Raw genomic sequence first — 24,636 nt, forward strand, 5'->3', positions numbered from 1 at the left:
GGGAAATCAAATGTCCAACACTTCCATTTCTTGCAGCACGTCGGCGATCGCCTTGACCGCCGCTCGCATCCCTGCCGCGTCGACATGGCCAATGCAGCCCACGCGGAAGGTTTCCACCTGGGTCAATTTGCCGGGATACAGAATGAAACCCTTGGCCTTGACCCGCTCGTAGAAATCCTTGAACTGATAGCGCGGGTCCCTCGGTGCATGGAAGGTGACGATGATCGGCGCCTGGATGTCAGCCGGCAGGAAGCTGCGCAGGCCCCGTTCGGCCATGCCGTCGAGCAACGCCTGGCAGTTGCTGGCGTAGCGTTTATGCCGCGCGATCAGGCCGCCCTCCTCCTGGTACTGCAGCAGCGCTTCGTGCAGGGCGGCGACTACATGGGTAGGAGGGGTGAAGCGCCACTGACCGGTCTTGGCCATGTAGCTGTGTTGGTCGAACAGGTCCATCGCCAGGGAGTGGCAATTGCCTTGAGCGGCGGCCAGCGCCTGTTTGTTGGCGAAGACGAACCCCATGCCCGGCACGCCTTCCAGGCACTTGCCGGAGGCGGCGACCAGCGCGTCGAATGGCACTTCGCGGGCGTCGATCGCCAGCGCGCCAAAAGAACTCATGGCGTCGATGATCAAGCGTTTGTCGTGGGCTTTAACGACCTGGGCAATCTCCGGCAATGGGTTGAGGATGCCGGTGCTGGTTTCGCAGTGGATGAGCGCGACGTGGGTGATGGCCGGGTCGGCGCGTAGCAGACGGTCCACATCGGCGGCGGTCGTGGGCTCATCCTCGGCGGTTTCAAAGGTGCTGAACGCGCGGCCCAAGACTTCGCAGATTTTCGCCAGGCGCTTGCCATACGCGCCGTTGATCAGCACCAGCACCTTGCCGTCACGCGGGACGAGGGTGCCGATGGCGGCTTCGACGGCGAAGGTGCCGCTGCCCTGCAAGGGGACACAATGGTGGCTGCCTTCGCCGTTGAGGATCGCCAGCAATTGCTCGCACACGCTGGCCGTGAGTTGGTTGAAGCGGTCGTCCCATGACCCCCAGTCCACCATCATGGCTTGGCGGGTGCGGTTCGATGTGGTCAGGGGGCCAGGGGTCAGCAGGATCGGCGCGGCAGTGGTCATCTCAAGTCCTCGCAAGGCATCGGGGGTTGAAGCTACGGCGCTTAAATTGCAGTTTGGCTTGTTATCAATCAAATTGTTTGTTGTTATGCGAGCTATCAGTGAGGCCGATAGCCATGAATTTGTTCCAACTGCGTGCATTCGATGCCGTGGCCCGCGAGGGCAGCTTTACTCGTGCCGCCGCACGGCTGTTCATCAGCCAGCCGGCGGTGACCGGGCACATCAAGGCCCTGGAGGAGTACTACCAGATCCCGTTGCTGCGGCGCACCGCGCGACGGGTTGAGTTGACCGAGGAGGGCGCACGCCTGGCGTCAATCACCCGGGCGATCTTTGGCCTGGTGGACGAAGCGCAGACGATGCTGGAGGCCAACCGTCAATTGCTCACCGGGCGGCTGGAAGTGGCAGCGGACGGCCCGCACCTGGTGATGCCAATGATCGCCAGCCTGCGAGCGCGTTACCCGGGGATCACCGTGAACCTGCGCCTGGGCAATGCCCAGGAAACCCTAGCGGCGCTTATGTCCGAGCATGCGGATGTGGCGGTGCTCACCGAAGTGGCGCCGCGCAATGGCCTGCACCTGCAACCGTTGAGTGAGTCGCGGATCTGCGCGCTGGTGCCGGCTGCGCATCCGTGGGCGATGCAATCCGGGGGCATTCGCCTGGCGCAATTGAATGAGGTGATCATGGTGCTGCGCGAACCCAGCTCGATCACCCGGCGTACGTTCGATGAAGCGTGTGCCGCGACCGGTGTAAAACCCAAGGTGCTGCTGGAACTCGACAGCCGTGAAGCGGTGACCGAGGCCGTCGCCGCCGAGTTGGGCGTCGGTGTGGTCTCGTCCATGGAGGTCAGCCAGGACCCACGCGTGCGGGCGGTACCGCTGCTGGGTGATGGCCTGGTGAACCGGCATGTGCTCGGTTGCATGGAGCGGCGCCGGTCGCTGCGCCTGATTCAGGCGTTCTTCGAGCTGGCGCCGGGCTGAAGACTCTCGCGCATGATGTCGAGGAACGTCGCCACCACCCGCCGTGAGCTCTGCTCCTTGAGGCACACCAGGGTTTCTTTCATCCGCTGGCTGCAATCGCGGATCGGCATGGCGTAGACCCGTGAGTCCGCGCCGAACTCCGCCGCCGAGACCACCCCCACGCCAATCCCACCACCACCGCTTCTCGTGCGGCTTCACGGCCTTCGACCTGGATCGCCGGGCGAATGCGCAGCCCGGCCTGGCTCATCTCCTGCTCCAGGGTCTGGCGGGTGACAGAGCCCGTTTCCCTGAGCACCAGGGGCGTGCCGTCCAGGTCGGCCAGGCAGATAGATTCGCGCCCGGCCCACGGGTGGTTGCGCGCGACAAAAGCCAGTAGCTGGTCGTCGGGCAGGGGCAACGACAAGAGCCGTTCGTCATCGACATCGCGCCCCAGCAAGGCCAGGTCGGCCTGGTAGTTGTACAGGCGAAACAGTGATTCGTCGGTATTGCCGGTTTCGATCTTCACGCTGATGCCCGGGTAGCGCTCGCAAAAACGCGCGATCTGCGGCAGCACGTGGACCGGTGCGTCCACCGCCAGCGTCAGGGTGCCGGTGAGCAGGGCGCGCGAGTCTTGCAGCAGTTCCTCGGCTTCGGCCTGGATCACGAACAGGCGTTGGGTGATGGCGAGCAGGCGTTCACCCAGGTCGGTCAGGCGCACTGCACGTTTGTTGCGATGAAACAGCAACACCCCAAAGCGCTCTTCAAGTTTGCGCACCTGGTCGGAGATCGCCGGTTGCGTGAGGAACAGCCGTTCGGCGGCCTGGGTAAAGCTGCCGTGGACCGCTACGGCGTGAAAGGCTTTGAGTTGCGCATGAGACACCGACATGAACAGACCTCCTACAAGCTCAGCTTATATTTGAAATACGATAAATCGATTTTACCTATTAGTCTGCCGTTGCTTTTATACGCCTCAGTCGCCGTAGGTTGAGTCCTACAACCGCGGTGGCCATGAGCCCTGGCAAACAGCGCTCATCTGACCAATGCCGTTCCCCAGGGACCGGTGTTGCAGTGCTCAACAATAAAAAAACAGGCATTTGCTTCGCGATTCTGCCGGCACACTCAACCTGAGGTCAGAACCACCATGAATATCCCTATGGGTAGCATCAAGCGTTGGCGCGTGCAGATTTTCGCCATCACCTGGCTGGCGTACGCCGCCTTTTACTTCACTCGCAAAGCGTTTTCGGTGGCCAAGCTGGGCATTGGCGACGACCCGAGCTTCCCCCTCGATAAAATGATGATGGCCAACCTGGACGGTCTCTACCTGGCGGCGTATGCCGTCGGGCAATTCACCTGGGGGATGTTGGCCGATCGCTTCGGGCCACGGGTCGTGGTGCTGGGCGGCTTGTTGATTTCCGCTGCCGCCGCCCTGGTCATGGGCACGTTCGCGACCTTGCCGATCTTTGTCACATGCATGTTGATCCAAGGCCTGGCGCAGTCCACCGGCTGGTCGGGGTTGTGCAAGAACCTCGGTAGTTTCTTCCCGGCGCAACAGCGCGGACGGGTACTGGGGTTGTGGAGTTCGTGCTACGCGTTCGGTGGCTTGGTAGCCTCGCCCTTTGCAGGGTGGTGGGCCTACACCTTGATAGGCAGCTGGCACGCGGCGTTTATCTCCAGTGCGGTGGTGGTGGCGCTGGTGGCGCTGCTGTTCTTTATCTTCCAGCGCAACACGCCGCAGGATGTGGGCTTGCCCGCCGTCGAACCGGAGCCGGCGTTGAGTGCGGAGGAGGCCGCCGCCGAAAAACGCATCAGCGTGCTGGAGCCATTACGCGCGATCTTGCGCAACCGCACGGTGCTGACCCTGGGGCTGGCGTATTTTCTGTTGAAACCGGCGCGTTACGCGATCCTGTTGTGGGGCCCGGTGATCGTCTACGAACAGATGCCGTCGGTGGGCAAAGTGGGGGCGGCGATCGTGCCCACGGCGTTCGAGCTGGCGGGCTTGCTCGGTCCGGTACTGATCGGCCTGGCTTCCGACAAACTCTTTGGTGCCCGCCGCATGCCCGCCTGTGTGCTCAGCCTGCTGGCCCTGACCGTGGCCCTGGCCTTGTTCATGGGGGCGCTGCATACCGGTAGTGTGGTGCTGGTGATGGCCTTGCTGTTTGTCATGGGCCTGACCCTGTACGGGCCGGACTCGATGATCAGCAGCACCGCTGCCATCGACTTCGGCACCGCCAAGGCCGGTGCCACCGCCGCGGGCTTTGTGAATGGCTGCGGCTCGGTGGGCGCGATCCTCGGCGGGCTGCTGCCGGGGTACTTCGATACCGTAACGGTGTTTATCGTGTTTGCCGGGGCTGCGTTGTTTTCTTCGCTGGTGTTGATGCCGTACTGGAACGCCCGGCCGGCAGTGCTGGCCCAGGTCGGGGATTTCGTGCCGGACTGTAACGTGGCGGTCAAACCCTTGCGAACCTGAGGGGTATGGCCGGTTTTTTGGTGGATTAGAGCGTTTTTGCCCTATAAACTCTGCCCCCAAAGCGCCGGCCAGTAGACGTTTCGGCGCGATGGATAGAAGAGAGTGAGTCATGGGCGCACAGTGGAAAGTCAAACATAAAGAAGCGGCAGCCAATGCCAAGGGCAAGATCTTCGGCAAGCTGGTGAAAGAAATCACCATCGCCGCGCGCAACGGCGCCGATACCTCGACCAACGCTCACCTGCGTCTGGTGGTGGAACAGGCCAAAAAGGCCTCGATGCCCAAGGAAACCCTGGACCGCGCCATCAAGAAAGGCGCCGGTCTGCTCGGCGAAACCGTGCAGTACCATCGCGTGACCTATGAGGGGTTCGCCCCGCACCAGGTGCCGCTGATCGTCGAGTGCGTGACCGACAACATCAACCGTACCGTGGCGGAAATCCGCGTGGCATTCCGCAAGGGCCAACTCGGTGCTTCCGGCTCCGTGGCCTGGGATTTCAACCACGTCGGCCTGATCGAAGCCTCGCCGGACAGCCCGGACGCCGATCCGGAAATGGCAGCCATTGAAGCCGGCGCCCAGGATTTCGAAGAGGGTGAAGAAGAAGGCACCACCCTGTTCATCACCGAGACCACCGACCTCGACGCCGTACAGAAAGCCTTGCCGGAGCAGGGGTTCACCGTGCTGTCGGCCAAGTTGGGCTATATCTCGAAGAACCCGGTGAGCGGGTTGAGCGATGAGCAAATGGCGGAAGTCGAAGCCTTCCTCGAAGGCTTGGACAACCATGATGACGTTCAGGACATGTTCGTCGGTCTGGCGGGCTAAAACACGCTAACAAATGTGGGCGCTGGCGTGCCTGCGATGAAGTCGTGTCATTCACTTTTTCAGTGATCGATACACCGCTATCGCAGGCACGCCAGCGCCCACATTTGGATTGGGTTTCAGCCCCGGCTCAGCAGTGATTCGATTTCGTTGAACCCCGGTCGTGCCAGCACATCAGGCTGACAGCAGCTTTTTTGCAACGCTGCCAGTCCATCACTCAGCTGTTCCTCAACCCGCTCCAACAATTCCCCCAACAACACCCCAAACGCCCGCACTTCAATCCGCTGCAAGGCCCTGGTTTCCACGCCATCGGCCGTGGCATGGAACGACGCCGCGCCAAAATCCCCCAGCAAACAGTCTCCCGCCTCATTCCACAGAATATTGTGGCCATACAGGTCGCCATGGGTGATGCCGTGGCGATGCAGATGCGCCGCGACCGACGCGATGCCCCTTGCAATGCGCAGCGCCACATCAAGGCTGAAGCGCGTACCCGGTTCATAGATGTCGCGGGTGCACGAAGCCAGGCTGGGCAGGGCTGCGAGGTTGCGGTAGCTCGGGTCGATCAGGTCCATCACCAGCGCGGCCTGGTCATCCGGGTGGCCGACAACGCGGCCTTCTACCTTGATCAGGTTAGGGTGCAGCCCGGCGGCGATGCAGGCCTGCATTTCGTGCAGCGGCGAACCATCGCTGGTGATGCTGCCTTTATACAGTTTGACTGCGACCGGTTTGCCTGACGGTTTCCACAGGGCCTTGCGGATAACGCCGGAGGCGCCTTCGCCAAGGACTTCGGCCAGTTCCAGCTGGGCCCAGGGAATATCCGGCGTGGCGACATCACCTGTCACCTCCACCGCCATTTCCACCGGGTTACCGGCATAGGCCAGCCAAGTCAGGCTTGGCAGGGCCAGCAACCACGCCGGCAACTGGGTGAAACGGTTGGAGGCGATGCGCAGCAATTCGAGGCTGCGGCAGTTGGCCATGCTCTCCGGCAGCTGCGACAGTTGATTGCCGGCCAGCATCAGCTTTTGCAGCAGCGGGCGTTTGCCCAGTTCATCGGGCAAATGGTGGATGCGGTTGTCGGTCAGGATCAGCCAGCGCAACAACGGCGGCAACGCGGCGGCGGGCACGTGGCTGATCTGGTTGGCCTTGAAGCCGATCATGCTCAGCTTGGCGCACAGGCCCAGGCAAGTCGGCAGCTCGGTGAACAGGTTGTCTGAACAGAACAGCACACGCAGGTGGGGCAGGCGATGCAGGTCGTCGGGCAGGCTGCTCAGGGCGTTACCGCTGAGGTTGAGGATCTCCAGGGAGTCGGCCAGTTCGAAGATTTCCTGGGGAAATTCGGTCAGCCCGCAGGACAGGTCCAGGCGCGTGATACCGGCCAGTTGGCCGGCCTTGAGTTGGGCGAGAGTATTCATGAACGGGGCGTTTACTCGGCAAAGGGGCGCAAATGGCGCTCATGATACCGGGTCGTGTGCAGGTTGCGGGTCAGCCTGTTGCAATTGGCCGAGACGGCTGGTGGTGCGGGCGAGGTCGATGGCCTGGCCACTCAGGGCCAGGTCGAGGGGTTGCTCGCCGATCAGGATCAGGTGCTTGTCCCGGTCGTAGAGCACATCCACCAGGTTGATAAAGCGTTGCTGTACGGCAATCGGGCAATCGGCCAGTTGCGGCAGGCCGTCGATGATCCAGTGATCATAGTCTTGGCACAGCAGCAGATAGTCCATCACGGCGGTCAACTGTTCACAAAGATCGCTGAAGGTGAAAGCAATGGTGCGGCCTGCGTGGTGGCGGCAGATCAACGTCCGGTTGCCGACGGCCAGCGGGCGCGGCGGGCAGTCGGCGGCGGGAAGCCCCAAGGCTTGGCGCTGGCTCGCGTTTGCGGGCCAAACGTACCGACCGCTGGTAAAACGTTGTGCGCTCTGGGCTTGAGGCAGGCTGCGAAAATCCTGGGGCGAGCTGACTTCCAGCACCGCCATGCGCGCATCGATCAGGTCGATCACCGGCTTGAAGCGCTCGTGGTACAGCGGATTGGGCAGCAGCCCCTGCGGCGCATAGTTGGACGTCACCAGCACCAGCACACCGCGCTCGAACAAGGCTTTGAACAGCCGCGTGATCAGCATGGCATCGCCGATATCGTGGACGTGGAACTCGTCAAAACACAGGACACGGCAGTCCGTCAGCAGTTCATCGAGGGTCACAGCCAGGGCATCGTCCTGCTCACGGTGCGTGAACATACCGCGATGCAGGCGCGCGAAAAAATCATGGAAGTGCACGCGCTGTTTCTCGGCAATCGGCAGCGCTTGGAAAAAGCCGTCCAGCAACCAGCTTTTGCCGCGCCCCACCGGCCCGTGCAGGTACAGGCTGCGGGTAGGTCGGCCGGCGAGCAGGTGCTGGGTTTCTCGGGCCAGGGCAGCAATGGCTCGGGTTTGACCGGCACTGAGGGTATAACCCTGTTGCTCGGCTTTTTGCTGAAAGAACGCGGGGATAGGCGAGGCGTCCAGGGCGTCGGTTTTCTTACCGAGCAGGCGACGGATCAGGGAAAGCGCGGCCAATGCAAGTCACTCTGTATTTCAGTGGTCGCTCACTTTAGGGCGCCCGCCGCGTTTTGACCAATAGAGAAGGGCACTGCCAGCTATCTCGAAAAAGCATGTCACGAGGGTAATCCTGTCCAGACTGGCAGTTTCTCGTTGAGTGACTAACCTTCTACACAGCAGTCACCCCTGTAAAAGGATCTGGGGCAGTGAAGGGACGAGCAGTATTGGCAGTCATGGGCGCGATGCTCTGCAGCACGGCTTACGGTGCACAGCTTCAGGTGGAGGTGCGTATCGACGTGCAGCGGGGCTGCCAACTGGTGGGCACGACCCGCCAAGCGGGCATCGAGCAGCTTGGCGTATTGGATTTCGGCAGCGGCCCGCGTCTGGATGACCCGGCCGGGCCCCTGAGTGCGGCACTGATCAGCCAGCGCCAGCCGCGCCTGGAGTGCAACCCCGACACGCCGTATCAAGTGCGCGTGGATGGCGGCCTGCATGGCGGCACCGGTGAACTTCGTTACCTCAGCGCCACCCCTTCGACCCGACCCATTCCCTATCGCATCTATGCCGACGCCGCGCGGCGCGTGCCGTTGCCGGTGGATGTGCCGCTGAGTGGCCGGGTGCCTGACGCCGGTTTCGTCGACCTGCCGCTGTATGGCCGCATCGAGCCGCTCAAAGACATACCCGCCGTCGGCCGCTACACCGACCTGCTCAAGGTGACGGTCACGTGGTAAGCCGCTATCTGGCCGCGGTGGCCGTGGGCGGCCTGCTGGTGCTGGCGGATGACGCGCAGGCGGCTGTCGCCACCGGGTTTATCCAGGCGCGGCTGGTGATCACCGCCAGTTGCGAAGTGAGCAAAGGCGTCGAAAGCGCACCGGTCAACCCCACGGGTGGCACGGCGATGCTCGACTTCGGCAGCCAGGGCCCGACCTGGAACAGCACGCTGGGCGCAGCGGTCTCCGACGGCGACAAGGCGCCGCTGGCGGTGTCGTGCAACCCTTCGGTCTCGAGCTTTACCGTGACCATCGACGGCGGCACCAATGGCGATGGCACTACACGACGCCTGAGCAATGGGCGCCAGATGATTCCGTATCGGCTGTCTGCCGACCCGCAGGGCCGCAGCGCTTACAGCATCGGCCAACAACGCAATTTTGTCGTGGCCAGGGGCACCCAGATACCGATTCCGGTGTTTGGCTCCGTGGTGGCAAATACCAGTGCCTTACCGGCAGGGATCTACACCGACACGTTGACGGTGACACTGGACTGGTAACTCAAGAGGATGAAAACCATGCATGTACTTGTTTCGCGATTAGGTGTCTGTGCACTGGGCCTGGCCATGGCCTCCAGCCTCAACGCGGCGACCACCGTGACCGGGCAGATCACGTCCAGCCTGATATTGATCGCCAGCTGCCAGGTCAACGGCTCTGGAGCCGCCAGCGGCCTTAACTTTGGTAGCTTGAACTTCGGCACCACCAACAGTCTGTTCACCAACGCCGATGCCCAGTTGCTCGGCGGCACCGGCACCGGTGGGGCGCTGTCTATTCTGTGCTCCAGTGGCACCACCCCAGCGGTCAAGGTGCGCGCCGGTGCCCATGACGGTGCGTCTCCGGGTGGAAGTCGTGCGTTGGCCGACGGTGCAGGCAACTTCGTGCCCTACGACTTCTATACCGACAGCGGCCACTCCGCGCTGTTGGCGATTGACGACGTGATCACACTCGCCACCAGTACCGGCGTAGCGCAGACCGTCAACCTCTACGGTCGAGCGGTGGGCAAGGCGGGGCTGCCAGCCGGCACCTACACCGACACCGTGGCCGTGGAACTGACGTTCTAGCGATGTGGCTCAGAGCGTTGCTGGCCTGTGGGCTGGCGGTGCCGCTGCCGTTATCGGCGGTGACCAGCCAAAGCTTCCAGGTGAGCGCGACTATCACACCAGGTTGCCTGGTTGTGGGCGCAGGCTCCAATTATGGCGCGCTGACCTACGGCAGTTACTCGGCCCTGGCTACCAGCACGGTCACGGCGGCGCTGACGGGGGGTGTGACTTTGCAATGCACGCCTGGGGTGACGCTGAGCATGAGCGTCAACGGCGGCCTGCACAGCGGCACCGGGCGCAATTTGCAGCTCAACAGCGGCAGCGCGCGAGTGGCTTACCAGTTGTTTCGGGATGCGGCGTTCAGCCAGAGCCTGGGGATTGGCCAGAGCGTCAACGTGGCCTACAGCGACGCGAATAACATCAACCTGCCCATCTACGGGCGGGTGCAATTGCCGGGCAATCAGCCTGGGGGGACATACAGCGACACGCTGCAGGTGCAGCTGACGTGGTAAGGCTATCGGTATAAGGAGTGGGGTTATGCGTTCACCTTCCCGGCGGTTGTGGGCCGCGGGTATTGCCTTGAGTGCGGTGTGCACGGCGGGGGTCGTGCAGGCGGCCAGCTCGGTGCTGATCTGGCCCATCGATCCAGTGCTGGAGGCCGACCAACAGGCCAGCGCGCTGTGGCTGGAAAACCGTGGGACCGAAACCGCGAGCCTGCAGATACGCGTGTTCGCGTGGAGCCAGAGCGGCTTCGATGAGCAATACCAGAACCAGCGCGATGTGATCGGCAGCCCGCCGGTGGCGCGAATCGAGCCAGGGCAAAAACAACTGGTGCGCCTGACCCGCACCCGCGAAGTGCCGCCGGGACAAGAGTTGGCCTACCGCATCATCATTGATGAAATCCCTTCGCCGCTGCAGGTGCCAGCGCCGCCAGAGGGCAAGAATACGGCGGCGGCTATTCGCTTCCAGATGCGTTACTCGGTACCGCTGTTTGCCTACGGCGCGGGCCTGTGGAGCAAGGAAGACAGCACACGTCAGCGTGATCCCAAGGGCGCCGGCAAGCCGGACTTGAGTTGGCAGAAAGTCACGGTGGCGGGGCGCAATTACCTCGAAGTACGCAACCAGGGCGCCGTGCATGCGCGCCTCACCGATGCCTCATTCAAGCAGGGCGGGCAGACACGGCCCTTGGTGGACGGTTTGCTTGGCTATGTCTTGCCGGGCGCGACCATGCGCTGGCCGGTGCCGGATGGGCTGTCGGCTGACCAGCCCCTGCAGGTCAGGATCAACGGCGCGCAGCAGTTGGAGAACCTTGCGCCGACACGGTAACCGGGTGTAACGGGGCGGGAAGCTCCGGGATTTAAACGGATGGAGATGTCCATTGAAGGACACAACGCCATGTGTGAGTCGTGGTTGGACTCGAGGTCTATGGCCGTCGGTAGCAATGGTAAGCGGGCTATGGGGCGCAATGATTGCGCCGCAGGGGGGGCTGGCGACTTGCCACCGCCCCCGAGCAGTATGGAGGCTGTCGCCGATGCACAGTTGTTTCTGGAACTGGTGGTCAACCAGATGGACACCGGCCGCGTCATCGCGGTCGATCAACGGGCCGGACAGCTCTATGTGCCGGCCAGTGCGCTGCAGGATGTGGGCATGAAACTGCCCGGTGAACTGAGTGGCAGCGTGGCGTTGGACACGATCCCGGGTCTGCACAGTGACTACGACAGCAACGCTCAGCGCCTGCTGTTGGATGTGCCGCCTGCGTGGTTGAAAGAGCAGTTCATCGGTAACCGCAACGCCTATCCGCGCACCCAGGCGATGAGCAGTTTCGGCGCCTTGCTCAACTATGATCTGTATTTCAGCGACACCGACGAAGGCGGCAGCTACCTCGCCGCCTGGAACGAAGTACGGCTGTTCGACAACTGGGGCACCTTGTCCAATACCGGCCAGTATCGCCAGACCCTGGCCGATGGCGTGAGCAGCAGTACGTTCAACAACGGCTATCGGCGCTATGACACCACCTGGCGTTTCTCCGATGACGAACGGCTGCTGACCTACGAGGCCGGTGACGTGATCAGCGGGGCCTTGCCCTGGAGCAGTTCGGTGCGCCTGGGGGGGGTGCAGTTTTCCCGCGACTTTGCCGTACGCCCGGACCTGGTGACCTACCCGTTGCCGCAATTTGCCGGTGAAGCCGCTGTGCCGTCGTCGGTTGACCTGTTCATCAACGGCTACAAATCCGACAGTGCGCTGCTGCAACCGGGGCCTTACACCCTGACCAACGTCCCGTTCATCAACGGTGCAGGCGAAGCGGTCGTGGTGACCACCGACGCCCTGGGCCGCCAGGTGTCGACCACGGTGCCGTTTTATGTGACGAGTACGCTGCTGCAAAAAGGCCTGACGGATTTCTCGGTGGCTGCCGGTTCCTTGCGCCGGGAATACACCTTGAAAGATTTCGCCTACGGGCCTGGCGTTGCCAGCGGTACCTTTCGTTATGGTTATTCCGACAACCTGACCCTGGAAAGTCACGCCGAAGCCTCCAGTGACCTGACCCTCGGCGGACTGGGTGGCAACCTGCGGCTGGGCAACTTCGGCGTGCTCAATACCGCCGTCAGCCAAAGCCAGTTCGAAGGCCGCGGCGGCCAGCAACTGAGCCTGGGCTATCAATACAACAGCATGCGCTACAGCCTGTCGTACCAGCGGGTCGAGCGGCGCGACGAGTACGCCGACCTGACCCTGGTCGACACGCCCTATGCCAGCCTCAGCAAACGCAGCGAGCAAGTGACCTTGAGCCTTAACCTTGAGCGCTTCGGCAGCCTGGGCGTAGGTTACTTTGACGTGCAGGCAGCGGACGATTCTCGAACGCGCTTGCTCAACCTCAGCTGGAGCAAGCCGCTGTGGCGCAACACCAGCTTCTACCTGTCGGCCAACCGTGAGATCGGCGACAGCAACTGGGCGATGCAGGCGCAGCTGGTGATTCCGTTTGATCTCAACGGCAGCCTGGCCTTGAGCACCGAGCGCAGCAAGGATGGCGCCAGTCGCCAGCGCCTCAACTACAGCAGTGCGGTGCCCAGCGAGGGCGGGGTGGGTTACAACCTCGGTTATGCCCAGGGTGATGGCCCGGCGTACCGGCAGGCCGATCTGACCTGGCGCTTGCAGTCGGTGCAGTTGCAGGCCGGTGTGTACGGCAGCAGCGACGCCGAGACGCGTTGGGCGGATGCCAGTGGCTCGCTGGTGTGGATGGGCGGCGACACTTTTGCAGCCAACCGTATCAATGATGCCTTTGTGGTGGTGAGTACTCAGGGCTTCGCCGGGATTCCGGTGCGCTATGAAAACCAACTGGTGGGTGAAACCGACCGCAACGGTCATCTGCTGGTGCCGTGGAGCAGCGCGTATTACCGCGCCAAGTATGAAATCGATCCGCTGAACCTGCCGCTCAACGTGCAGAGCCCGAATGTGGAGCAGCGTGTATCCGTGCGGCGCGGCAGCGGTTATCTGCTGGAGTTCCCGCTGCGCCGGGTGCTTGCGGCCAGCGTCACGCTGGTGGACACCCAGCACCAGGAATTACCCCTGGGCAGCCTGCTGGTGCACGAGCAAAGCAACCAGCAGGCGGTGGTCGGCTGGGATGGCCTGGTGTACCTGGAAAACCTCTCGGCGCATAACACCTTGCAGGTCACGCTGGGGGACGGGCGCACGTGTCAGGCGCGCTTCGATATCGACGAGCAGCAGCAGGGCGTGCCGTTGATCGGGCCGTTGGTGTGCCAATGAGAGGCTTGGGATGGCTGTCGCTCATCGGGCTGTTGTGTTCGGGGCAGGCGATGGCGCTGTGTTCGACGGTGGCGACTGCTCCGGTGAGTTTTGGCTCGGTGAGTTCGATCAACGTGCGCACCGCGACGCAAAACAGTTCGACCCTCAATGGCGGTTTGAGCTGCACGGCCTCATTGATCGCCCTCGGCACCAATGACCACTTCTATGCCACGATCACTTCAACCACCAGCGGCATGGTCGGCCCCACGGGGGACGTGATTGGTTATACGATTTATGGCACTAACACCACCACGTTCCCGATTACCCGGGGGATCCAGTTCGATTTCGGTCCCAATGGCATTGCGACCAGCGCGGGGCTTTTGACGGGGCCGGGCAGCAAGAACCTGCCGCTTTACGTGGGCAGTATTACTGGGACGAATGTGGCGGCAGGGGTGTATACCGAAGTCTTGAGCGTCGCGTGGACCTGGGATTATTGTATCGGCCTGGGCGTTGGCAATTTGTGCATATTGCGTGACAAGAACCTCACCCCCCAGGTCAAGCTCCTGACCGTGAGCATGACCGTCACCAACGACTGCCAGATCACTGCACCCAATATCAGTTTTGGCAGCGCGCCCGTCATCAGCGGCTTTACCCCGGTCACCGGCCAGACCATCAGCATTTCCTGCACCAAGGGCAGTGCTTACAGCGTAGGTTTGAGCGATGGCCAGAACGCCGTCAGTGTGGGCGGGCGACGCCGGATGGTCTCAGGCAGCAACTACTTGGCCTATGACCTCTTCAAAAGCGCCGGTACCACGCGCTGGGGCAGTGTCGGCGCTGCGCGTCGCGACAGCTCCACCGCCGAGATCAACCCCGGCAATGGCCTGGGCATTGGCAGCCAGGTGTTCAACTATAACGCCCGGATCTACACCGACCAGCCCACCCCGCCCGCGGGCACCTACCTGGACAACGTGGTGCTCGACGTCGGCTTCTAGAATTTCAGCAGCGGCGGGCCGGGCTGATCCACCGGGCTGACCAGCGCATAGTTATAGCCGGCACCGGACCAGTATTGCGCTTGCAAACCATCGGCGCTGCGGCTGCCCCGAGGCAGGAAGCCGTTTTCCGGGCCTGGCGGGCGGATATAGAAACTGATGCGCCGGCCTTGCGGGTCCTCGTACAACACCATGGCGGCGGCGCCTTGCTCGGTGGTGAGCAGGCGCCCGCTGACCGGAGTGAACCCGGAGGTGCTCAAGTCCGGCAGGCGGTGTGCCTGGTTGAAGTAGCGATCGAGCCAGGCCTGCATCGTGCCGCCGCCCTGCACCTTGTAGTCGGCGGGCATGATGCCGTCCTGGGCAAACAAGCGGAACGCCTGCATGGCATCGGCCATGGGCAGTTGGGCGGGCTGGGTGGCTTCACGGGCGTGCCAGCCGCCGATACCGCCGAGGCTGACGGCGAGAAGCAGCACGGCGGCCGTAGCAAACTGTCGACGCGATTGGCGCTTCATGCGCTGGCGGATCAGGGCCGGGTCCAGGTCCGGGTTGGCCGGCTGCTGCAGGGCGCCGCCCAGCGCTGCACGCAGCAACTGCGCGTCGTGTTGCCAGGCATGGACCTGCGCGGCGACGTCCGGGTGCGCCGCCAAATAGGTCTCAAGCACGCGGCGATCACTCTCCAGCAGTTGGTGATCGACGTAGGCATGCAAATCGCGTTCGCTGGGGGGCAGGCTGATCATTTGAGTATCCGCAGGGAAGGGCTGGCAATTTCGCCATCACTGAGTAGACGCAGGGCTTGGCGCGCACGGGACAGGCGCGACATCACGGTGCCGATGGGCACCTCAAGGATCTCGGCGATTTCCTTGTAGCTCAGGCCTTCGACCGAGACCCACAGCAGCAGCGCACGCTGCTCGGTGTTGAGTTGATCGAAGGCTTGCAGGGTCGACTGGGCGATCACCGTACGTTCCACCGACGGCTGCGCATCGTCGCGTCCGGTGAAAAATTCGAGCATGCGAGCGTAGCGCCGGGTACGGCGGTGGGCATCGAGGAACTGCCGGTAGAGGATCGAAAACAGCCAGGCGCGCAAATCGCCTTCGACGCGTTTGTCGGCCCAACTGATGATTGCCCGTTCCAGGGTCGACTGCACCAGATCGTCGGCGCTGCTGGCGTTACGGGTCAGGGACACGGCAAAGCGCCGCAGCCTGGGGATGAGTTCACGTAACTGTTCGTCGAGTTCATGCATGGGTATCTGGCTGGTCACTACGCTGGGACTAGAGAGACGTGCGGCGTTGACGATTATTCCGCGTGCCAGGAAATAAATCCGAGGCCAGGGAATAGAGCCGATCGGCGTTCGTCTTAATGCTCCGACCTTATGTTCATCCCTAAGGCCTTTGGCCCTGGAGTTCCTTCATGGTAGATCACTCATCACCGCCCCGTCCTCCGCTGAGCACTGCGAGCCTGATCGCGCGCCTGGCGGGTATCGGTGCCGTGGTTGCGGTTGTGGCGGGGGCTTTTGCCTACGTCAATGGCAGCCTCGACCCGCAGCGCCTGCGCCCTAAAACCCTGGTCAATGCCTTGGAAACCAACAATGGCGTGCACCCTGGGTTCCGCCGTAACCACGCCAAGGGCGTGTGCGTGGCCGGGTATTTCCAGAGCAGCCCCGAAGCCCGTGCCTACTCCAGTGCCCAGGTGTTCAGTGAGGCCAAGACCCCACTGATTGGCCGATTTGCGCTGCCCAGCGGCAACCCCTATGCGCCGGACAGCAGTGTACCGATCCGCAGTTTTGCCGTGCAGTTCAGCCAGGCCAACGGCCAACAGTGGCGCACCGGCATGAACAGCATGCCGGTGTTCCCAGTGGGCACGCCTGAGGCGTTCTACCAACTGCTCAAGGCCGGTGCGCCGCAGCCCTCCACCGGCAAACCGGACCCGGCGAGCATGCCGGCATTCTTTGCCGCCCATCCCGAGACCGCGCCGTTCCTGGCGTGGGTCAAATCCGCCAAGCCTTCGGCCAGCTATGCGACCGAAACCTACAACGGCATCAACGCGTTCTTCCTGGTGGGGGCCGATGGCAAGCGCCAGGCCGTGCGTTGGGGCGTAGTGCCGCAGAGTCAGGACGCAGCGGGCGATACTGCGCCTGCCGGCAGTGATTTCCTGGAAAAGGACCTGGTACAGCGCCTCGCTACCGGTCCGTTGCGCTGGCAGTTGAACATGACCCTGGCCAATCCCGGCGATCCTTTGGACGATGCAAGCAAAGCCTGGACCGGCGAGCATAAAGTCATCAACGCCGGCACCCTGGTGTTGCAAAGCAGCCAGCCGCAAGCGGACGGGGATTGTCGCGATATCAACTTTGATCCACTGATTCTGCCCAGCGGCATTGAAGCCTCCAATGACCCGTTGCTGGCGGCACGTTCGGCGGCGTACGCCAGCTCGTACCTGCGTCGCGCCGGTGAAGTCAGCCCGTTGCACAGCGCCCCTCAGGAGTTGAAGCCATGAATGTCCAACCACGGTTTTTTGCCCCCCTGGCGCGCCTGCTGCATTGGCTGATGGCGCTGATGGTCATCGCCATGCTGTTTATCGGCGCGGGGCTGGCGGCTTCTGTTTCGCAGCGGCATGAGTGGCTGATCCACCTGCACAAGCCGTTGGGTATCGCGATTCTGGTATTGGTGATCGTGCGCTTGGTGGTGCGCTTTTCTACTCGCCAACCGCCGTTGCCTGCCGACTTGCCGCTGTGGCAAGTGCTGGCGGCCAAGGCCTCCCACCTGGTGTTGTATGCCCTGATGCTGGTCTTGCCGCTGCTGGGCTGGGCGATGATCTCTGCGGCGGGTGATCCAGTGATGCTCAGCAGTTCGGTGCAGTTGCCAGCGCTGGTGGGAGCGAACGCGCCACTGTTCGCGGTGCTGCGCAGGGCCCATGGGTTCCTGGCCTATCTGCTATTCCTGACGGTGCTGTTGCACCTGGCGGCGGCCTTGTTCCACGGGTTGATCCGTCGTGACGGCGTGTTGCAAAGCATGACCGGCAGCCAGGACTGAAACAGGTTTCGGGGGCAGTGTGGCCAGCCAGTAGACCAGCGCCAGCAGGTTGATGGCTGCGCCGAGGACACACACCCCGATCCAGCCGCCCCAGGCATACATGGCCGTTGCGCTGATGGAGCCCAGCGCACTGCCCACCGAGTAAAACAGCATATAACCGGCCACCAGCCGACTCTGGGCATTGGGGCGCACGGCGTAGATCAGGCTCTGGCTGGTGACATGCACGGCTTGCAGGCCCAGGTCGAATACAATCACGCCGAGCAACAAGGCCCACAACGAGGATTGGGTGAAGCCGATTGCGACCCATGACAGCAGCATCAGCAGCAGGGCTGTGCCACTGGTCCATTGGGCCAGCCCTTGGTCGGCCAGGCGCCCGGCGTGGGCGGCACCTAAGGCACCGGCGGCGCCGGCGAGTCCGAACAGGCCGATTTGCGTGTGGGAAAGCGACAACGGCGGGGCGCTCAGGGGCAGTACCAGCGGCGTCCACAAGACAGTGCCGGCGGCGAAAATCAACATCGCCAGCACGGCGCGGTCACGCAGGACTTTCTCCTCCTTGAACAAGCTGAACACCGAGCGGATCAATGCGCCATAAGTGCCGCTGGCGCGCGGTGGCTCGGTGCTTGGCAATACACGCCACAGCAAGATCGCCATCAAGAGTGTCAGGCCTGCCGACAACAGGTAGACCGAGCGCCATCCCGCCAGGTCGGCCATCGCGCCGGAAACCGAGCGGGCCAGCAACAAACCGACCACGATACCGCTGGTGACCAACCCCACCACATGGCCGCGCTGTTCAGGCGATGCCAGATGAGCGGCCAGTGCCACCAGCACCTGGGCGACCACTGCCAGCAGCCCGGTCAGTGCCATGCCGGCCAGCAGCCAGAAACTGCTTGACGACAATCCCACCATCAGCACGGCCAGGGTGGAAAGCAGCAGTTGGCTGACGATCAGTCTGCGCCGGTTGAGCAGGTCCCCCAGTGGCACCAGCAACAACAGGCCCACCCCATAGCCAACCTGGGTGAGGGCGATGATGATGCCGACAGTGGCGTGGTCCATGGCAAAGGTTTCAGCCATGGCGTCGAGCAGCGGCTGGGCGTAGTAGACATTGGCCACCGACAGGCCACAGGCGACGGCGAGCAGCAATACTACGGCGCCGCTCAAAGGGGATGACGACATGCGAATAATCCTTGTGTGGTTTCAAAATGAAACTCGTTGTACGGTAAGGATTCTGGTTTTATATTGCAACTACATAAATGGTCGACGACAGGCAGCCCGATGGTCAAGCTCACCCGCTTTGAAAGTGCCGAATGCCCGGTGGCGCGCTCGTTGGACGCAATTGGCGATGGCTGGTCGCTGCTGATCATTCGCGATGCATTCGACGGGATTTGCCGTTTTGGTGAGTTCCAGCGCAGCCTCGGGATGGCCAAGAACATCTTGTCCACGCGCTTGCGCAGCCTGGTCGCCCATGGGGTGCTGGAGATCGTGCCGGCGTCGGATGGCAGTGCGTATCAGGAGTACGCCCTGACGGAAAAGGGTCGAGGCCTGTTCCATGTAATCATCGGGTTGCGGCAGTGGGGCGAGGGATTTTTCTATGGGGCAGGGGAGAAGCATTCGGTGATGGTGGACCGCGCCAACGGCGAGCCGCTGCGAGGGCTGGAGTTGCGCTCGGCGGATGGGCGCTTGCTGGGGCCCGAGGATTGTCGGCGGGTGCCCGCCGACTCGGTTTAGCGTAAGACGTCGACGATATCGGCTACGCTGCTCAACACATCCTTGCCCAGTTGCATCGAACGTTTACCTGACCAACCGGTGAGCAGGTTGGGGGCGTCGTCGTTGTCCTTGAAGGGCATTTCCAGGGTCAGGGACAGGCAGTCGTACTGCTGACCGACTGCATTGCACGCCAGGGTCATGTTGGCTTCGCCCGGCAGGTCGCGGGTGTAGCCGTAGGTGGTCTGGAAGTCGCGGGTCAGGCTGCTCAAGTGGCTGCGGAAGTGTTTTTCCAGCGTCTCGATGCGCGGCGTGTAGCCGGGGTTGCCTTCGCATCCGGCGGTGAAAACGTAGGGGATTTCCTCGTCGCCGTGGATATCGAGGAACAGGTCTACGCCGTATTTCTCCATCTGTTGTTGCACGAACAACACTTCCGGGCTGATCTCCTGGCTGGCGCTCTGCCACGCACGGTTGAGGTCCTGGCCCGCGGCATTGGTGCGCAGGTGGCCATGGAACGCCCCGTCCGGATTCATATTGGGTACCAGGTACAGGTCGGCGACTTTCAGCAGTTTTTTCAGCTCGGCGTCACCGTCCTGTTGCAGGCGTTCGATGATGCCTTCCATAAACCATTCGGCCATGTGTTCGCCGGGGTGCTGTTGGGCGATGATCCAGACCTTGCGACGGCCTTTGCCGCCTTTGCCGCGACGCAGCAGTTGGATATCACGACCTTCGACACTTTTACCGGTCGCCAGCAATTGGGTGCCGGCGCGAGTCAGGGCCTGCTCGATCAGCCAGTCGTGGCGCTCACGGCTGTAGGGTTCAAAATAGGCAATCCAGGCGTGCTTCTCGCGGGTCTCAAGGCTGATATGCAGGATTTCCCCATCAAAGCGCGAGGGCACCCGAAACCAGTTGATATTGTCGTAGGAGGCCACGGCATTGTAGCCGCTCCACGCGTGCGGGTAAGACGACTTGCCCGCATTGCTCAGGCGAAACGTGTGGGTGTGGCCCACGTGCATGCCTTCGGCCTTGAAGTGGAACCATTGGTAATGTTGGCTACGGGTGTCGGGTTTGATTGCCAGCAACAACTGATGGGAATCGTGGGCATCCAGTACCTGGATGTTGCCACTGTCGAAGTCGGTGCTGATCTTGATGGAGGTCAAGGCCACGGTCATAGTCTGGTTGCCTGATTATGAGTGTTGTGGCGGCTATATTACACAGGAGTCCGGTAAAGACTGGATGCAAAATTGTTGCACGGGGGGAGGGGGCGTCATCCTTGACGCCGCAGCAGCTTAGAATCTATGAGATTGATTCTCAAGCGCTATTTCGCAAAGATCTGGGCTAGAGCGGTCGACTGGCTTTCTTTTGACGATGGTCTTTTGCTACCATGCGCGTCATCAAGCAACACACAGTCTTCATTAGCCTGAAGCCATGCCAGGGAAACTGGCAAAAAAAAGACCCGGCCAAAGAGCCGGGTCAAAAACCGTGATTAGCCTGATGAGGAGATATTCCAAGAGTCCGACCTAAGGTCCCTTGGTCTATCGACTGATCTCGCGATCAGCTAGGTCCAATAATAATCATTATCATTTGCAAGTCAAATGTTTTTATCCGTCAGATAGAAATATTTTTCTCTGTGCCTGTTATCCGTTCGCGTGAGCCGCTGGCACTTGCAACGACCGCTCCACCATCGCCTTCGCCATATCAATCAAATACACCACCGAAAACGCCAGGTCGCGATGATTGCCCTGATGGTTGTTCGCTGATTCATAGGCCGTAGCTGCGGCACTGCGCAACAAGTCCGAGGCGTGCACCAGGGCTTCCTCCTGGCTGATGCCTGGCTTGATGGCGAACAGGGCGTCGTCAGGGGCTGCTGCCGACATCTCCTCTTTCAAGTAAAAGTCCAATGCGCGCCGGGCGGCACCGCTGCTGCGTAGCACGTGCAGGTCGTGTTCTTCTGGGGTTTCGGGTAGCAGATACGGGCTGGTCGTCATAAGGGGCGGTACTCTGTTGTGGGTGTCGAAAACCTTATGTTCGATGATAGTACGTATCGTATTTGTGTCGTTTTATGGATTACTACAAACTGTTTATTGCCCTGAACACTGCATGACGTATTGTCAGCTCCATGGATAACTGGATAGCGTTGGTCAAGGCCAACATGGAAGACCGCAAGGTCACGCAGGGTGAATTGGCTGAACGCCTGGGCATGTCCCAGGGCGGCGTTGGCCACTGGCTCAACAAGCGCCGTGCGCCGAACCTGACGGACATGAACCGGGTACTGACGGCGTTGGGGCTGGGGTACCTGGAAGTTGCGCTGGATATTCGCGAGCGGGCCGAAGAAGCGCTTCCGGAGAAAAACTACAACCCGTATTTCCGCTACCCGGTCAGCGATTGGAAAGGGCTGTGCGAGGTCCGCGAAGAGCGGGCGACCTATGGCGCGGCCCGTTTCGAATTGAGCGATTATCATGCCCAGGGCGACGCTTTCTGGCTGCCGGTCACAGGCGACGCCATGACCGCGCCCAGCGGCCTGAGCGTCAGCGCGGGCATGATGATCCTGGTCGACCCGGCCATCAAGGCCGAGCCCGGTAAACTGGTGGTCGCCCAAGGAGCTGCGAACCCCCAGGCGACCTTCCGCCAGTTGCTGGAAGAAAGCGGCCAGCTCTACCTGGTGCCGCTCAATCCCACCTACCCAAAGCAGCCCTTCACTGACGACTGCCACATCCTTGGCGTCGTGGTTCAGGCCATGGCAAAGTTCTAACCGGCCGGTTCGAGTTCCACCAGCGCGCAACCTTCTGCAACCATTTCACCTTCCTGGCAGAACAACGCCTTGACCACTCCAGCCTGGGGCGCGCGAATGCTGTGCTCCATCTTCATGGCCTCCAGCACCACCAGTTGCGTGCCGGCGTCGACGTGTTGGCCCACCTCCACCAGCACACGTACGATGCTGCCGTTCATCGGTGCCGTCAGGCCGCCCTGGTGCGATTGGTTGGCCTCAACGGCCGCAATCGGGTCGAACAGCGTCACGCCGTGCATCTCGCCGTCCCAGCGCAAAAACACACTGCCTTCGCTGCGCACTGCCAGGTGGCTGCGCCGCACGCCCTGTCGCTCGATCAGCAGCTGCTCGCCGCGCAATGGCGGCGCATCCGCGGCCAGCGTCACCAATCGATCCTGGCCAGTGCAGCTCAAGTGCAACGACACCTCGGCAGGTAACCCAGCACGAAATCCGCGCTTATCCCCCCAAGGCCCATCTTCCGGCGGCAAACTCTGTATGAATGCCGATCCGGCCGCCTGCCAGAATTCATCACTCAAGTCCCCTGGGGCCGGCAGCAACTCCTCCTGATAGCGCGGAATAAACCCGGTATCCAATTCGGCTGCCGCAAACGCTGGATGCCCGATAATGCGCCGCAAAAAGCCCAGGTTGGTCTTGAGTCCGCCGATGGCAAACTCATCCAGCATGGCCAGCAACCGCAATCGCGCCTGCTCACGGTCTTCGCCCCAGGCAATCAGTTTGCCGAGCATGGGATCGTAGAACGGCGACACGCTGTCGCCTTGTTCGACACCGCTGTCCACACGACGCCCCGTCCCCGGTGCGGATTCGCGGTACAGCGCCAGGCGTCCGGTGGCGGGCAGGAAGTCATTGGTCGGGTCTTCGGCATACAGCCGCACTTCGATCGCATGGCCCGTCAGCGGCACTTGCTCTTGATTGATCGGCAACGCCTCGCCCTGGGCGACACGGATCTGCCAGGCCACCAAGTCCAGGCCGGTGATCGCCTCGGTCACCGGGTGCTCCACCTGCAGCCGCGTGTTCATCTCCATAAAGAAGAATTCGCCACGCGCGTCCAGCAAGAACTCCACGGTGCCTGCGCCGACATAGCCGATGGCCTGGGCCGCACGCACGGCGGCTTCGCCCATGGCCTTGCGTTGTTCACCACTCAATCCCGGTGCCGGGGCTTCTTCGACGACCTTCTGGTGGCGACGCTGGATCGAGCAGTCTCGCTCATTGAGATACAGGCAATGCCCGTGCTGATCGGCAAACACCTGTATCTCCACGTGACGTGGCTTGAGCAGGTACTTTTCCACCAACATCTGCCCGTTGCCGAAGGACGACAGCGCCTCGCGCTGTGCCGAGGCCAGGGCCTCGGCCAACTGGCTGACATCCTCCACCACCTTCATGCCCTTGCCGCCACCACCGGCCGTGGCCTTGAGCAGCACGGGGTAGCCGATGCGCTCGCAGGCTGCGCGGAAGGTTTCCAGGTCTTGGGCTTCGCCGTGGTAACCCGGCACCAGAGGCACGCCGGCGGTTTCCATCAGTGCTTTGGCGGCCGATTTGCTGCCCATGGCGTCGATGGCCGAGGCGGGTGGGCCGAGGAAGATCAAACCAGCCGCTTCAATCGCGCGGGCAAAACCGGCGTTCTCCGACAAAAAGCCGTAACCCGGATGAATCGCCTGGGCGCCGCTGGCCTGGGCTGCGGCGATCAGTTTGTCGATTTGCAGGTAGCTATCAGTGGCCTTGCTGCCGCCCAGGTCGACACGGATATCCGCTTCGCGGCTATGGCGCGCATCGCGGTCGATGGCGCTGTGCACCGCCACGGTGGTCAGGCCCATGGCCTTGGCGGTGCGCATTACCCGGCAAGCAATCTCGCCACGGTTGGCCACCAGCAGAGTTGTCAACGTGCTCATGAACGCGGCTCCTGGGATTGCCAGCTGGGTGGACGTTTTTGCAGGAAGGCACGCAGGCCTTCCTGGCCTTCAGGGCTGACACGTATGCGCGCAATGGCATTTTCGCAATAGCGGCGCAGGGCCGGGGTGAGGGCGCCGTGGCCCACTTCGCGCAGCAAGTCCTTGCTGGCGCGCATTGCCGCCGGGCTGTTCTGCAGCAGGTTGGCGATCCATTGCTCGACTTGTTGATCCAGTTCGTCGACTGGATAGCTTTCTGCCAACAAACCGATCTCCCGTGCCCGCGGGCCGCCGAAGCGCTCAGCGGTCAGCGCATAGCGCCGTGCTGCACGCTCGCCGATGGCCTGTACCACGAACGGGCTGATCACCGCCGGTGCGAGGCCGATACGCACTTCCGACAGGCAGAACTGCGCATCGTCGGCGCCAATCGCCATGTCGCAGCAACTGATCAACCCCAGCGCACCGCCATAGGCCGCGCCTTGCACCACCGCGAGGGTGGGAATCTTCAGCTTGGCCAGGTTGTACATCAACTCCGCCAGTTCGCGCGCATCGTCCAGGTTGGTGTGGTAATCCAGCTCGGCGGATTGCTGCATCCAGGCCAGGTCGGCCCCGGCACTGAAGTGCTTGCCGCGCCCGCGCAGCACCAGAAAACGCAATGATGAATCACCTTGCACCTGGTCGAGGGCGATGATCAGTTCGCGGATCATTTCGGCGTTAAACGCGTTGTTCTTGGCTTCGCGACTGAGCCACAGCGTGGCAAAGCCACGACTGTCGGTGATCAGTTCGAGGGTATTGAAATCGCTCATGCAGGGAGCTCCATGATGAT

Annotated in this window: 23 protein-coding genes and 2 pseudogenes; 14 read left to right on the forward strand and 11 right to left on the reverse strand. The window is 62.2% G+C overall.

All coding sequences use genetic code 11. The annotated features are described in order from the left end of the window. Window positions 1-6: 6 nt before the first annotated feature. The gene (locus AB4O08_RS23385) at window positions 7-1,116 is read right to left on the reverse strand and encodes a 2-aminoethylphosphonate--pyruvate transaminase (RefSeq protein ID WP_010209433.1); all 1,110 of its coding nucleotides are present in this window, start codon (window positions 1,114-1,116) and stop codon (window positions 7-9) included. Window positions 1,117-1,229: 113 nt separating this feature from the next. Here AB4O08_RS23385 and AB4O08_RS23390 point away from each other — a divergent pair, with 113 nt between their 5' ends. Beyond that, complete coding sequence (locus tag AB4O08_RS23390) at window positions 1,230-2,090, forward strand: LysR substrate-binding domain-containing protein (RefSeq protein WP_010209434.1); 861 nt, start codon at window positions 1,230-1,232, stop codon at window positions 2,088-2,090. On the opposite strand, the pseudogene AB4O08_RS23395 reads toward AB4O08_RS23390, so the two are convergent. After that, a pseudogene (locus AB4O08_RS23395) lies at window positions 2,060-2,955 on the reverse strand (LysR substrate-binding domain-containing protein). The gene AB4O08_RS23390 and the pseudogene AB4O08_RS23395 sit on opposite strands and share 31 nt — an antisense overlap. A 255-nt stretch (window positions 2,956-3,210) precedes the next feature. Between AB4O08_RS23395 and AB4O08_RS23400 the strand changes: the two are divergent. Further along, window positions 3,211-4,536 carry an MFS transporter gene (locus AB4O08_RS23400; RefSeq protein WP_010209437.1) on the forward strand — a complete coding sequence of 442 codons (1,326 nt, stop codon included), beginning with the start codon at window positions 3,211-3,213 and terminating at the stop codon, window positions 4,534-4,536. Between the two features lie 109 nt (window positions 4,537-4,645). After that, the gene (locus AB4O08_RS23405) at window positions 4,646-5,353 is read left to right on the forward strand and encodes a YebC/PmpR family DNA-binding transcriptional regulator (RefSeq protein ID WP_010209440.1); all 708 of its coding nucleotides are present in this window, start codon (window positions 4,646-4,648) and stop codon (window positions 5,351-5,353) included. Window positions 5,354-5,469: 116 nt separating this feature from the next. On the opposite strand, the gene AB4O08_RS23410 is transcribed toward AB4O08_RS23405, so the two are convergent. Then, window positions 5,470-6,762, reverse strand: a complete 1,293-nt coding sequence (locus tag AB4O08_RS23410; RefSeq protein ID WP_021492815.1) for a protein kinase — start codon at window positions 6,760-6,762, stop codon at window positions 5,470-5,472. A gap of 39 nt (window positions 6,763-6,801) precedes the next feature. Then, the gene (gene zapE / locus AB4O08_RS23415) at window positions 6,802-7,896 is read right to left on the reverse strand and encodes a cell division protein ZapE (protein WP_045791910.1); all 1,095 of its coding nucleotides are present in this window, start codon (window positions 7,894-7,896) and stop codon (window positions 6,802-6,804) included. A 215-nt stretch (window positions 7,897-8,111) separates the two neighbouring features. Here zapE and AB4O08_RS23420 point away from each other — a divergent pair, with 215 nt between their 5' ends. The 7 genes and pseudogenes from AB4O08_RS23420 to AB4O08_RS23450 all read left to right on the forward strand — a co-directional run bounded on the left by AB4O08_RS23420 (window position 8,112) and on the right by AB4O08_RS23450 (window position 14,415). Further along, window positions 8,112-8,609: a Csu type fimbrial protein gene (locus tag AB4O08_RS23420; protein WP_010209444.1), complete on the forward strand. Its 498-nt coding sequence runs from the start codon at window positions 8,112-8,114 to the stop codon at window positions 8,607-8,609. Next, window positions 8,603-9,145, forward strand: a complete 543-nt coding sequence (locus AB4O08_RS23425) for a Csu type fimbrial protein (RefSeq protein ID WP_045791911.1) — start codon at window positions 8,603-8,605, stop codon at window positions 9,143-9,145. The genes AB4O08_RS23420 and AB4O08_RS23425 overlap by 7 nt, the downstream gene beginning before the upstream one ends. An 18-nt stretch (window positions 9,146-9,163) precedes the next feature. Further along, window positions 9,164-9,706, forward strand: a complete 543-nt coding sequence (locus tag AB4O08_RS23430; protein WP_010209446.1) for a Csu type fimbrial protein — start codon at window positions 9,164-9,166, stop codon at window positions 9,704-9,706. Window positions 9,707-9,708: 2 nt separating this feature from the next. Next, on the forward strand, window positions 9,709-10,197 hold the full coding sequence (locus AB4O08_RS23435; RefSeq protein ID WP_010209447.1) for a Csu type fimbrial protein: 489 nt from the start codon (window positions 9,709-9,711) through the stop codon (window positions 10,195-10,197). A gap of 25 nt (window positions 10,198-10,222) precedes the next feature. Continuing rightward, the gene (locus AB4O08_RS23440) at window positions 10,223-11,011 is read left to right on the forward strand and encodes a fimbrial biogenesis chaperone (protein ID WP_021492811.1); all 789 of its coding nucleotides are present in this window, start codon (window positions 10,223-10,225) and stop codon (window positions 11,009-11,011) included. Between the two features lie 115 nt (window positions 11,012-11,126). Beyond that, window positions 11,127-13,444: pseudogene (locus tag AB4O08_RS23445) on the forward strand (fimbria/pilus outer membrane usher protein). Further along, entirely contained in the window at window positions 13,441-14,415 is a 975-nt protein-coding gene (locus AB4O08_RS23450; protein ID WP_460114383.1) for a Csu type fimbrial protein, read from the forward strand. The pseudogene AB4O08_RS23445 and the gene AB4O08_RS23450 overlap by 4 nt, the downstream one beginning before the upstream one ends. On the opposite strand, the gene AB4O08_RS23455 is transcribed toward AB4O08_RS23450, so the two are convergent. Together AB4O08_RS23455 and AB4O08_RS23460 are read right to left on the reverse strand one after the other, a co-directional pair. Next, the gene (locus tag AB4O08_RS23455; RefSeq protein WP_044287385.1) at window positions 14,412-15,149 is read right to left on the reverse strand and encodes an anti-sigma factor family protein; all 738 of its coding nucleotides are present in this window, start codon (window positions 15,147-15,149) and stop codon (window positions 14,412-14,414) included. The two genes, AB4O08_RS23450 and AB4O08_RS23455, sit on opposite strands and share 4 nt — an antisense overlap. Continuing rightward, window positions 15,146-15,652: an RNA polymerase sigma factor gene (locus AB4O08_RS23460; protein WP_010209455.1), complete on the reverse strand. Its 507-nt coding sequence runs from the start codon at window positions 15,650-15,652 to the stop codon at window positions 15,146-15,148. The genes AB4O08_RS23455 and AB4O08_RS23460 overlap by 4 nt, the downstream gene beginning before the upstream one ends. Window positions 15,653-15,819: 167 nt before the next feature. On the opposite strand from AB4O08_RS23460, the gene AB4O08_RS23465 reads away from it, so the two are divergent. Next, on the forward strand, window positions 15,820-16,902 hold the full coding sequence (locus tag AB4O08_RS23465; protein ID WP_010209457.1) for a catalase family peroxidase: 1,083 nt from the start codon (window positions 15,820-15,822) through the stop codon (window positions 16,900-16,902). After that, window positions 16,899-17,438: a cytochrome b gene (locus AB4O08_RS23470; protein ID WP_010209458.1), complete on the forward strand. Its 540-nt coding sequence runs from the start codon at window positions 16,899-16,901 to the stop codon at window positions 17,436-17,438. Before AB4O08_RS23465 ends, AB4O08_RS23470 begins: the two co-directional genes overlap by 4 nt. On the opposite strand, the gene AB4O08_RS23475 is transcribed toward AB4O08_RS23470, so the two are convergent. Beyond that, the gene (locus AB4O08_RS23475) at window positions 17,340-18,611 is read right to left on the reverse strand and encodes an MFS transporter (protein ID WP_045791915.1); all 1,272 of its coding nucleotides are present in this window, start codon (window positions 18,609-18,611) and stop codon (window positions 17,340-17,342) included. The two genes, AB4O08_RS23470 and AB4O08_RS23475, sit on opposite strands and share 99 nt — an antisense overlap. A 99-nt stretch (window positions 18,612-18,710) precedes the next feature. On the opposite strand from AB4O08_RS23475, the gene AB4O08_RS23480 reads away from it, so the two are divergent. Beyond that, complete coding sequence (locus AB4O08_RS23480; RefSeq protein ID WP_045791916.1) at window positions 18,711-19,163, forward strand: winged helix-turn-helix transcriptional regulator; 453 nt, start codon at window positions 18,711-18,713, stop codon at window positions 19,161-19,163. Here the strand turns inward: AB4O08_RS23480 and AB4O08_RS23485 are convergent. Then, a complete protein-coding gene (locus AB4O08_RS23485) occupies window positions 19,160-20,311 on the reverse strand; it encodes a M14 family metallopeptidase (protein ID WP_021492805.1) in 1,152 nt (383 codons plus the stop codon). The genes AB4O08_RS23480 and AB4O08_RS23485 overlap by 4 nt on opposite strands. 465 nt (window positions 20,312-20,776) lie before the next feature. Beyond that, window positions 20,777-21,127 carry a DUF6124 family protein gene (locus AB4O08_RS23490; protein ID WP_010209462.1) on the reverse strand — a complete coding sequence of 117 codons (351 nt, stop codon included), beginning with the start codon at window positions 21,125-21,127 and terminating at the stop codon, window positions 20,777-20,779. Between the two features lie 131 nt (window positions 21,128-21,258). Here AB4O08_RS23490 and AB4O08_RS23495 point away from each other — a divergent pair, with 131 nt between their 5' ends. After that, entirely contained in the window at window positions 21,259-21,891 is a 633-nt protein-coding gene (locus AB4O08_RS23495; protein ID WP_021492804.1) for a LexA family protein, read from the forward strand. Here the strand turns inward: AB4O08_RS23495 and AB4O08_RS23500 are convergent. Further along, a complete protein-coding gene (locus AB4O08_RS23500; protein ID WP_045791917.1) occupies window positions 21,888-23,813 on the reverse strand; it encodes an acetyl/propionyl/methylcrotonyl-CoA carboxylase subunit alpha in 1,926 nt (641 codons plus the stop codon). The two genes, AB4O08_RS23495 and AB4O08_RS23500, sit on opposite strands and share 4 nt — an antisense overlap. Beyond that, a complete protein-coding gene (locus AB4O08_RS23505) occupies window positions 23,810-24,616 on the reverse strand; it encodes a gamma-carboxygeranoyl-CoA hydratase (RefSeq protein ID WP_045791918.1) in 807 nt (268 codons plus the stop codon). The genes AB4O08_RS23500 and AB4O08_RS23505 overlap by 4 nt, the downstream gene beginning before the upstream one ends. Between the last annotated feature and the right edge of the window lie 20 nt (window positions 24,617-24,636).

The organism is Pseudomonas sp. H3_E07 (assembly GCF_054668895.1).

Coding starts and splice junctions, on each gene's coding strand:
- AB4O08_RS23385 (WP_010209433.1), bottom strand. CDS start 1,116: ATGACCACTGCCGCGCCGATCCTGCTGACCCCTGGCCCCCTGACCACA.
- AB4O08_RS23390 (WP_010209434.1), top strand. CDS start 1,230: ATGAATTTGTTCCAACTGCGTGCATTCGATGCCGTGGCCCGCGAGGGC.
- AB4O08_RS23400 (WP_010209437.1), top strand. CDS start 3,211: ATGAATATCCCTATGGGTAGCATCAAGCGTTGGCGCGTGCAGATTTTC.
- AB4O08_RS23405 (WP_010209440.1), top strand. CDS start 4,646: ATGGGCGCACAGTGGAAAGTCAAACATAAAGAAGCGGCAGCCAATGCC.
- AB4O08_RS23410 (WP_021492815.1), bottom strand. CDS start 6,762: ATGAATACTCTCGCCCAACTCAAGGCCGGCCAACTGGCCGGTATCACG.
- AB4O08_RS23420 (WP_010209444.1), top strand. CDS start 8,112: ATGGGCGCGATGCTCTGCAGCACGGCTTACGGTGCACAGCTTCAGGTG.
- AB4O08_RS23430 (WP_010209446.1), top strand. CDS start 9,164: ATGCATGTACTTGTTTCGCGATTAGGTGTCTGTGCACTGGGCCTGGCC.
- AB4O08_RS23435 (WP_010209447.1), top strand. CDS start 9,709: ATGTGGCTCAGAGCGTTGCTGGCCTGTGGGCTGGCGGTGCCGCTGCCG.
- AB4O08_RS23440 (WP_021492811.1), top strand. CDS start 10,223: ATGCGTTCACCTTCCCGGCGGTTGTGGGCCGCGGGTATTGCCTTGAGT.
- AB4O08_RS23450 (WP_460114383.1), top strand. CDS start 13,441: ATGAGAGGCTTGGGATGGCTGTCGCTCATCGGGCTGTTGTGTTCGGGG.
- AB4O08_RS23455 (WP_044287385.1), bottom strand. CDS start 15,149: ATGATCAGCCTGCCCCCCAGCGAACGCGATTTGCATGCCTACGTCGAT.
- AB4O08_RS23460 (WP_010209455.1), bottom strand. CDS start 15,652: ATGCATGAACTCGACGAACAGTTACGTGAACTCATCCCCAGGCTGCGG.
- AB4O08_RS23465 (WP_010209457.1), top strand. CDS start 15,820: ATGGTAGATCACTCATCACCGCCCCGTCCTCCGCTGAGCACTGCGAGC.
- AB4O08_RS23470 (WP_010209458.1), top strand. CDS start 16,899: ATGAATGTCCAACCACGGTTTTTTGCCCCCCTGGCGCGCCTGCTGCAT.
- AB4O08_RS23475 (WP_045791915.1), bottom strand. CDS start 18,611: ATGTCGTCATCCCCTTTGAGCGGCGCCGTAGTATTGCTGCTCGCCGTC.
- AB4O08_RS23480 (WP_045791916.1), top strand. CDS start 18,711: ATGGTCAAGCTCACCCGCTTTGAAAGTGCCGAATGCCCGGTGGCGCGC.
- AB4O08_RS23485 (WP_021492805.1), bottom strand. CDS start 20,311: ATGACCGTGGCCTTGACCTCCATCAAGATCAGCACCGACTTCGACAGT.
- AB4O08_RS23490 (WP_010209462.1), bottom strand. CDS start 21,127: ATGACGACCAGCCCGTATCTGCTACCCGAAACCCCAGAAGAACACGAC.
- AB4O08_RS23495 (WP_021492804.1), top strand. CDS start 21,259: ATGGATAACTGGATAGCGTTGGTCAAGGCCAACATGGAAGACCGCAAG.
- AB4O08_RS23500 (WP_045791917.1), bottom strand. CDS start 23,813: ATGAGCACGTTGACAACTCTGCTGGTGGCCAACCGTGGCGAGATTGCT.
- AB4O08_RS23505 (WP_045791918.1), bottom strand. CDS start 24,616: ATGAGCGATTTCAATACCCTCGAACTGATCACCGACAGTCGTGGCTTT.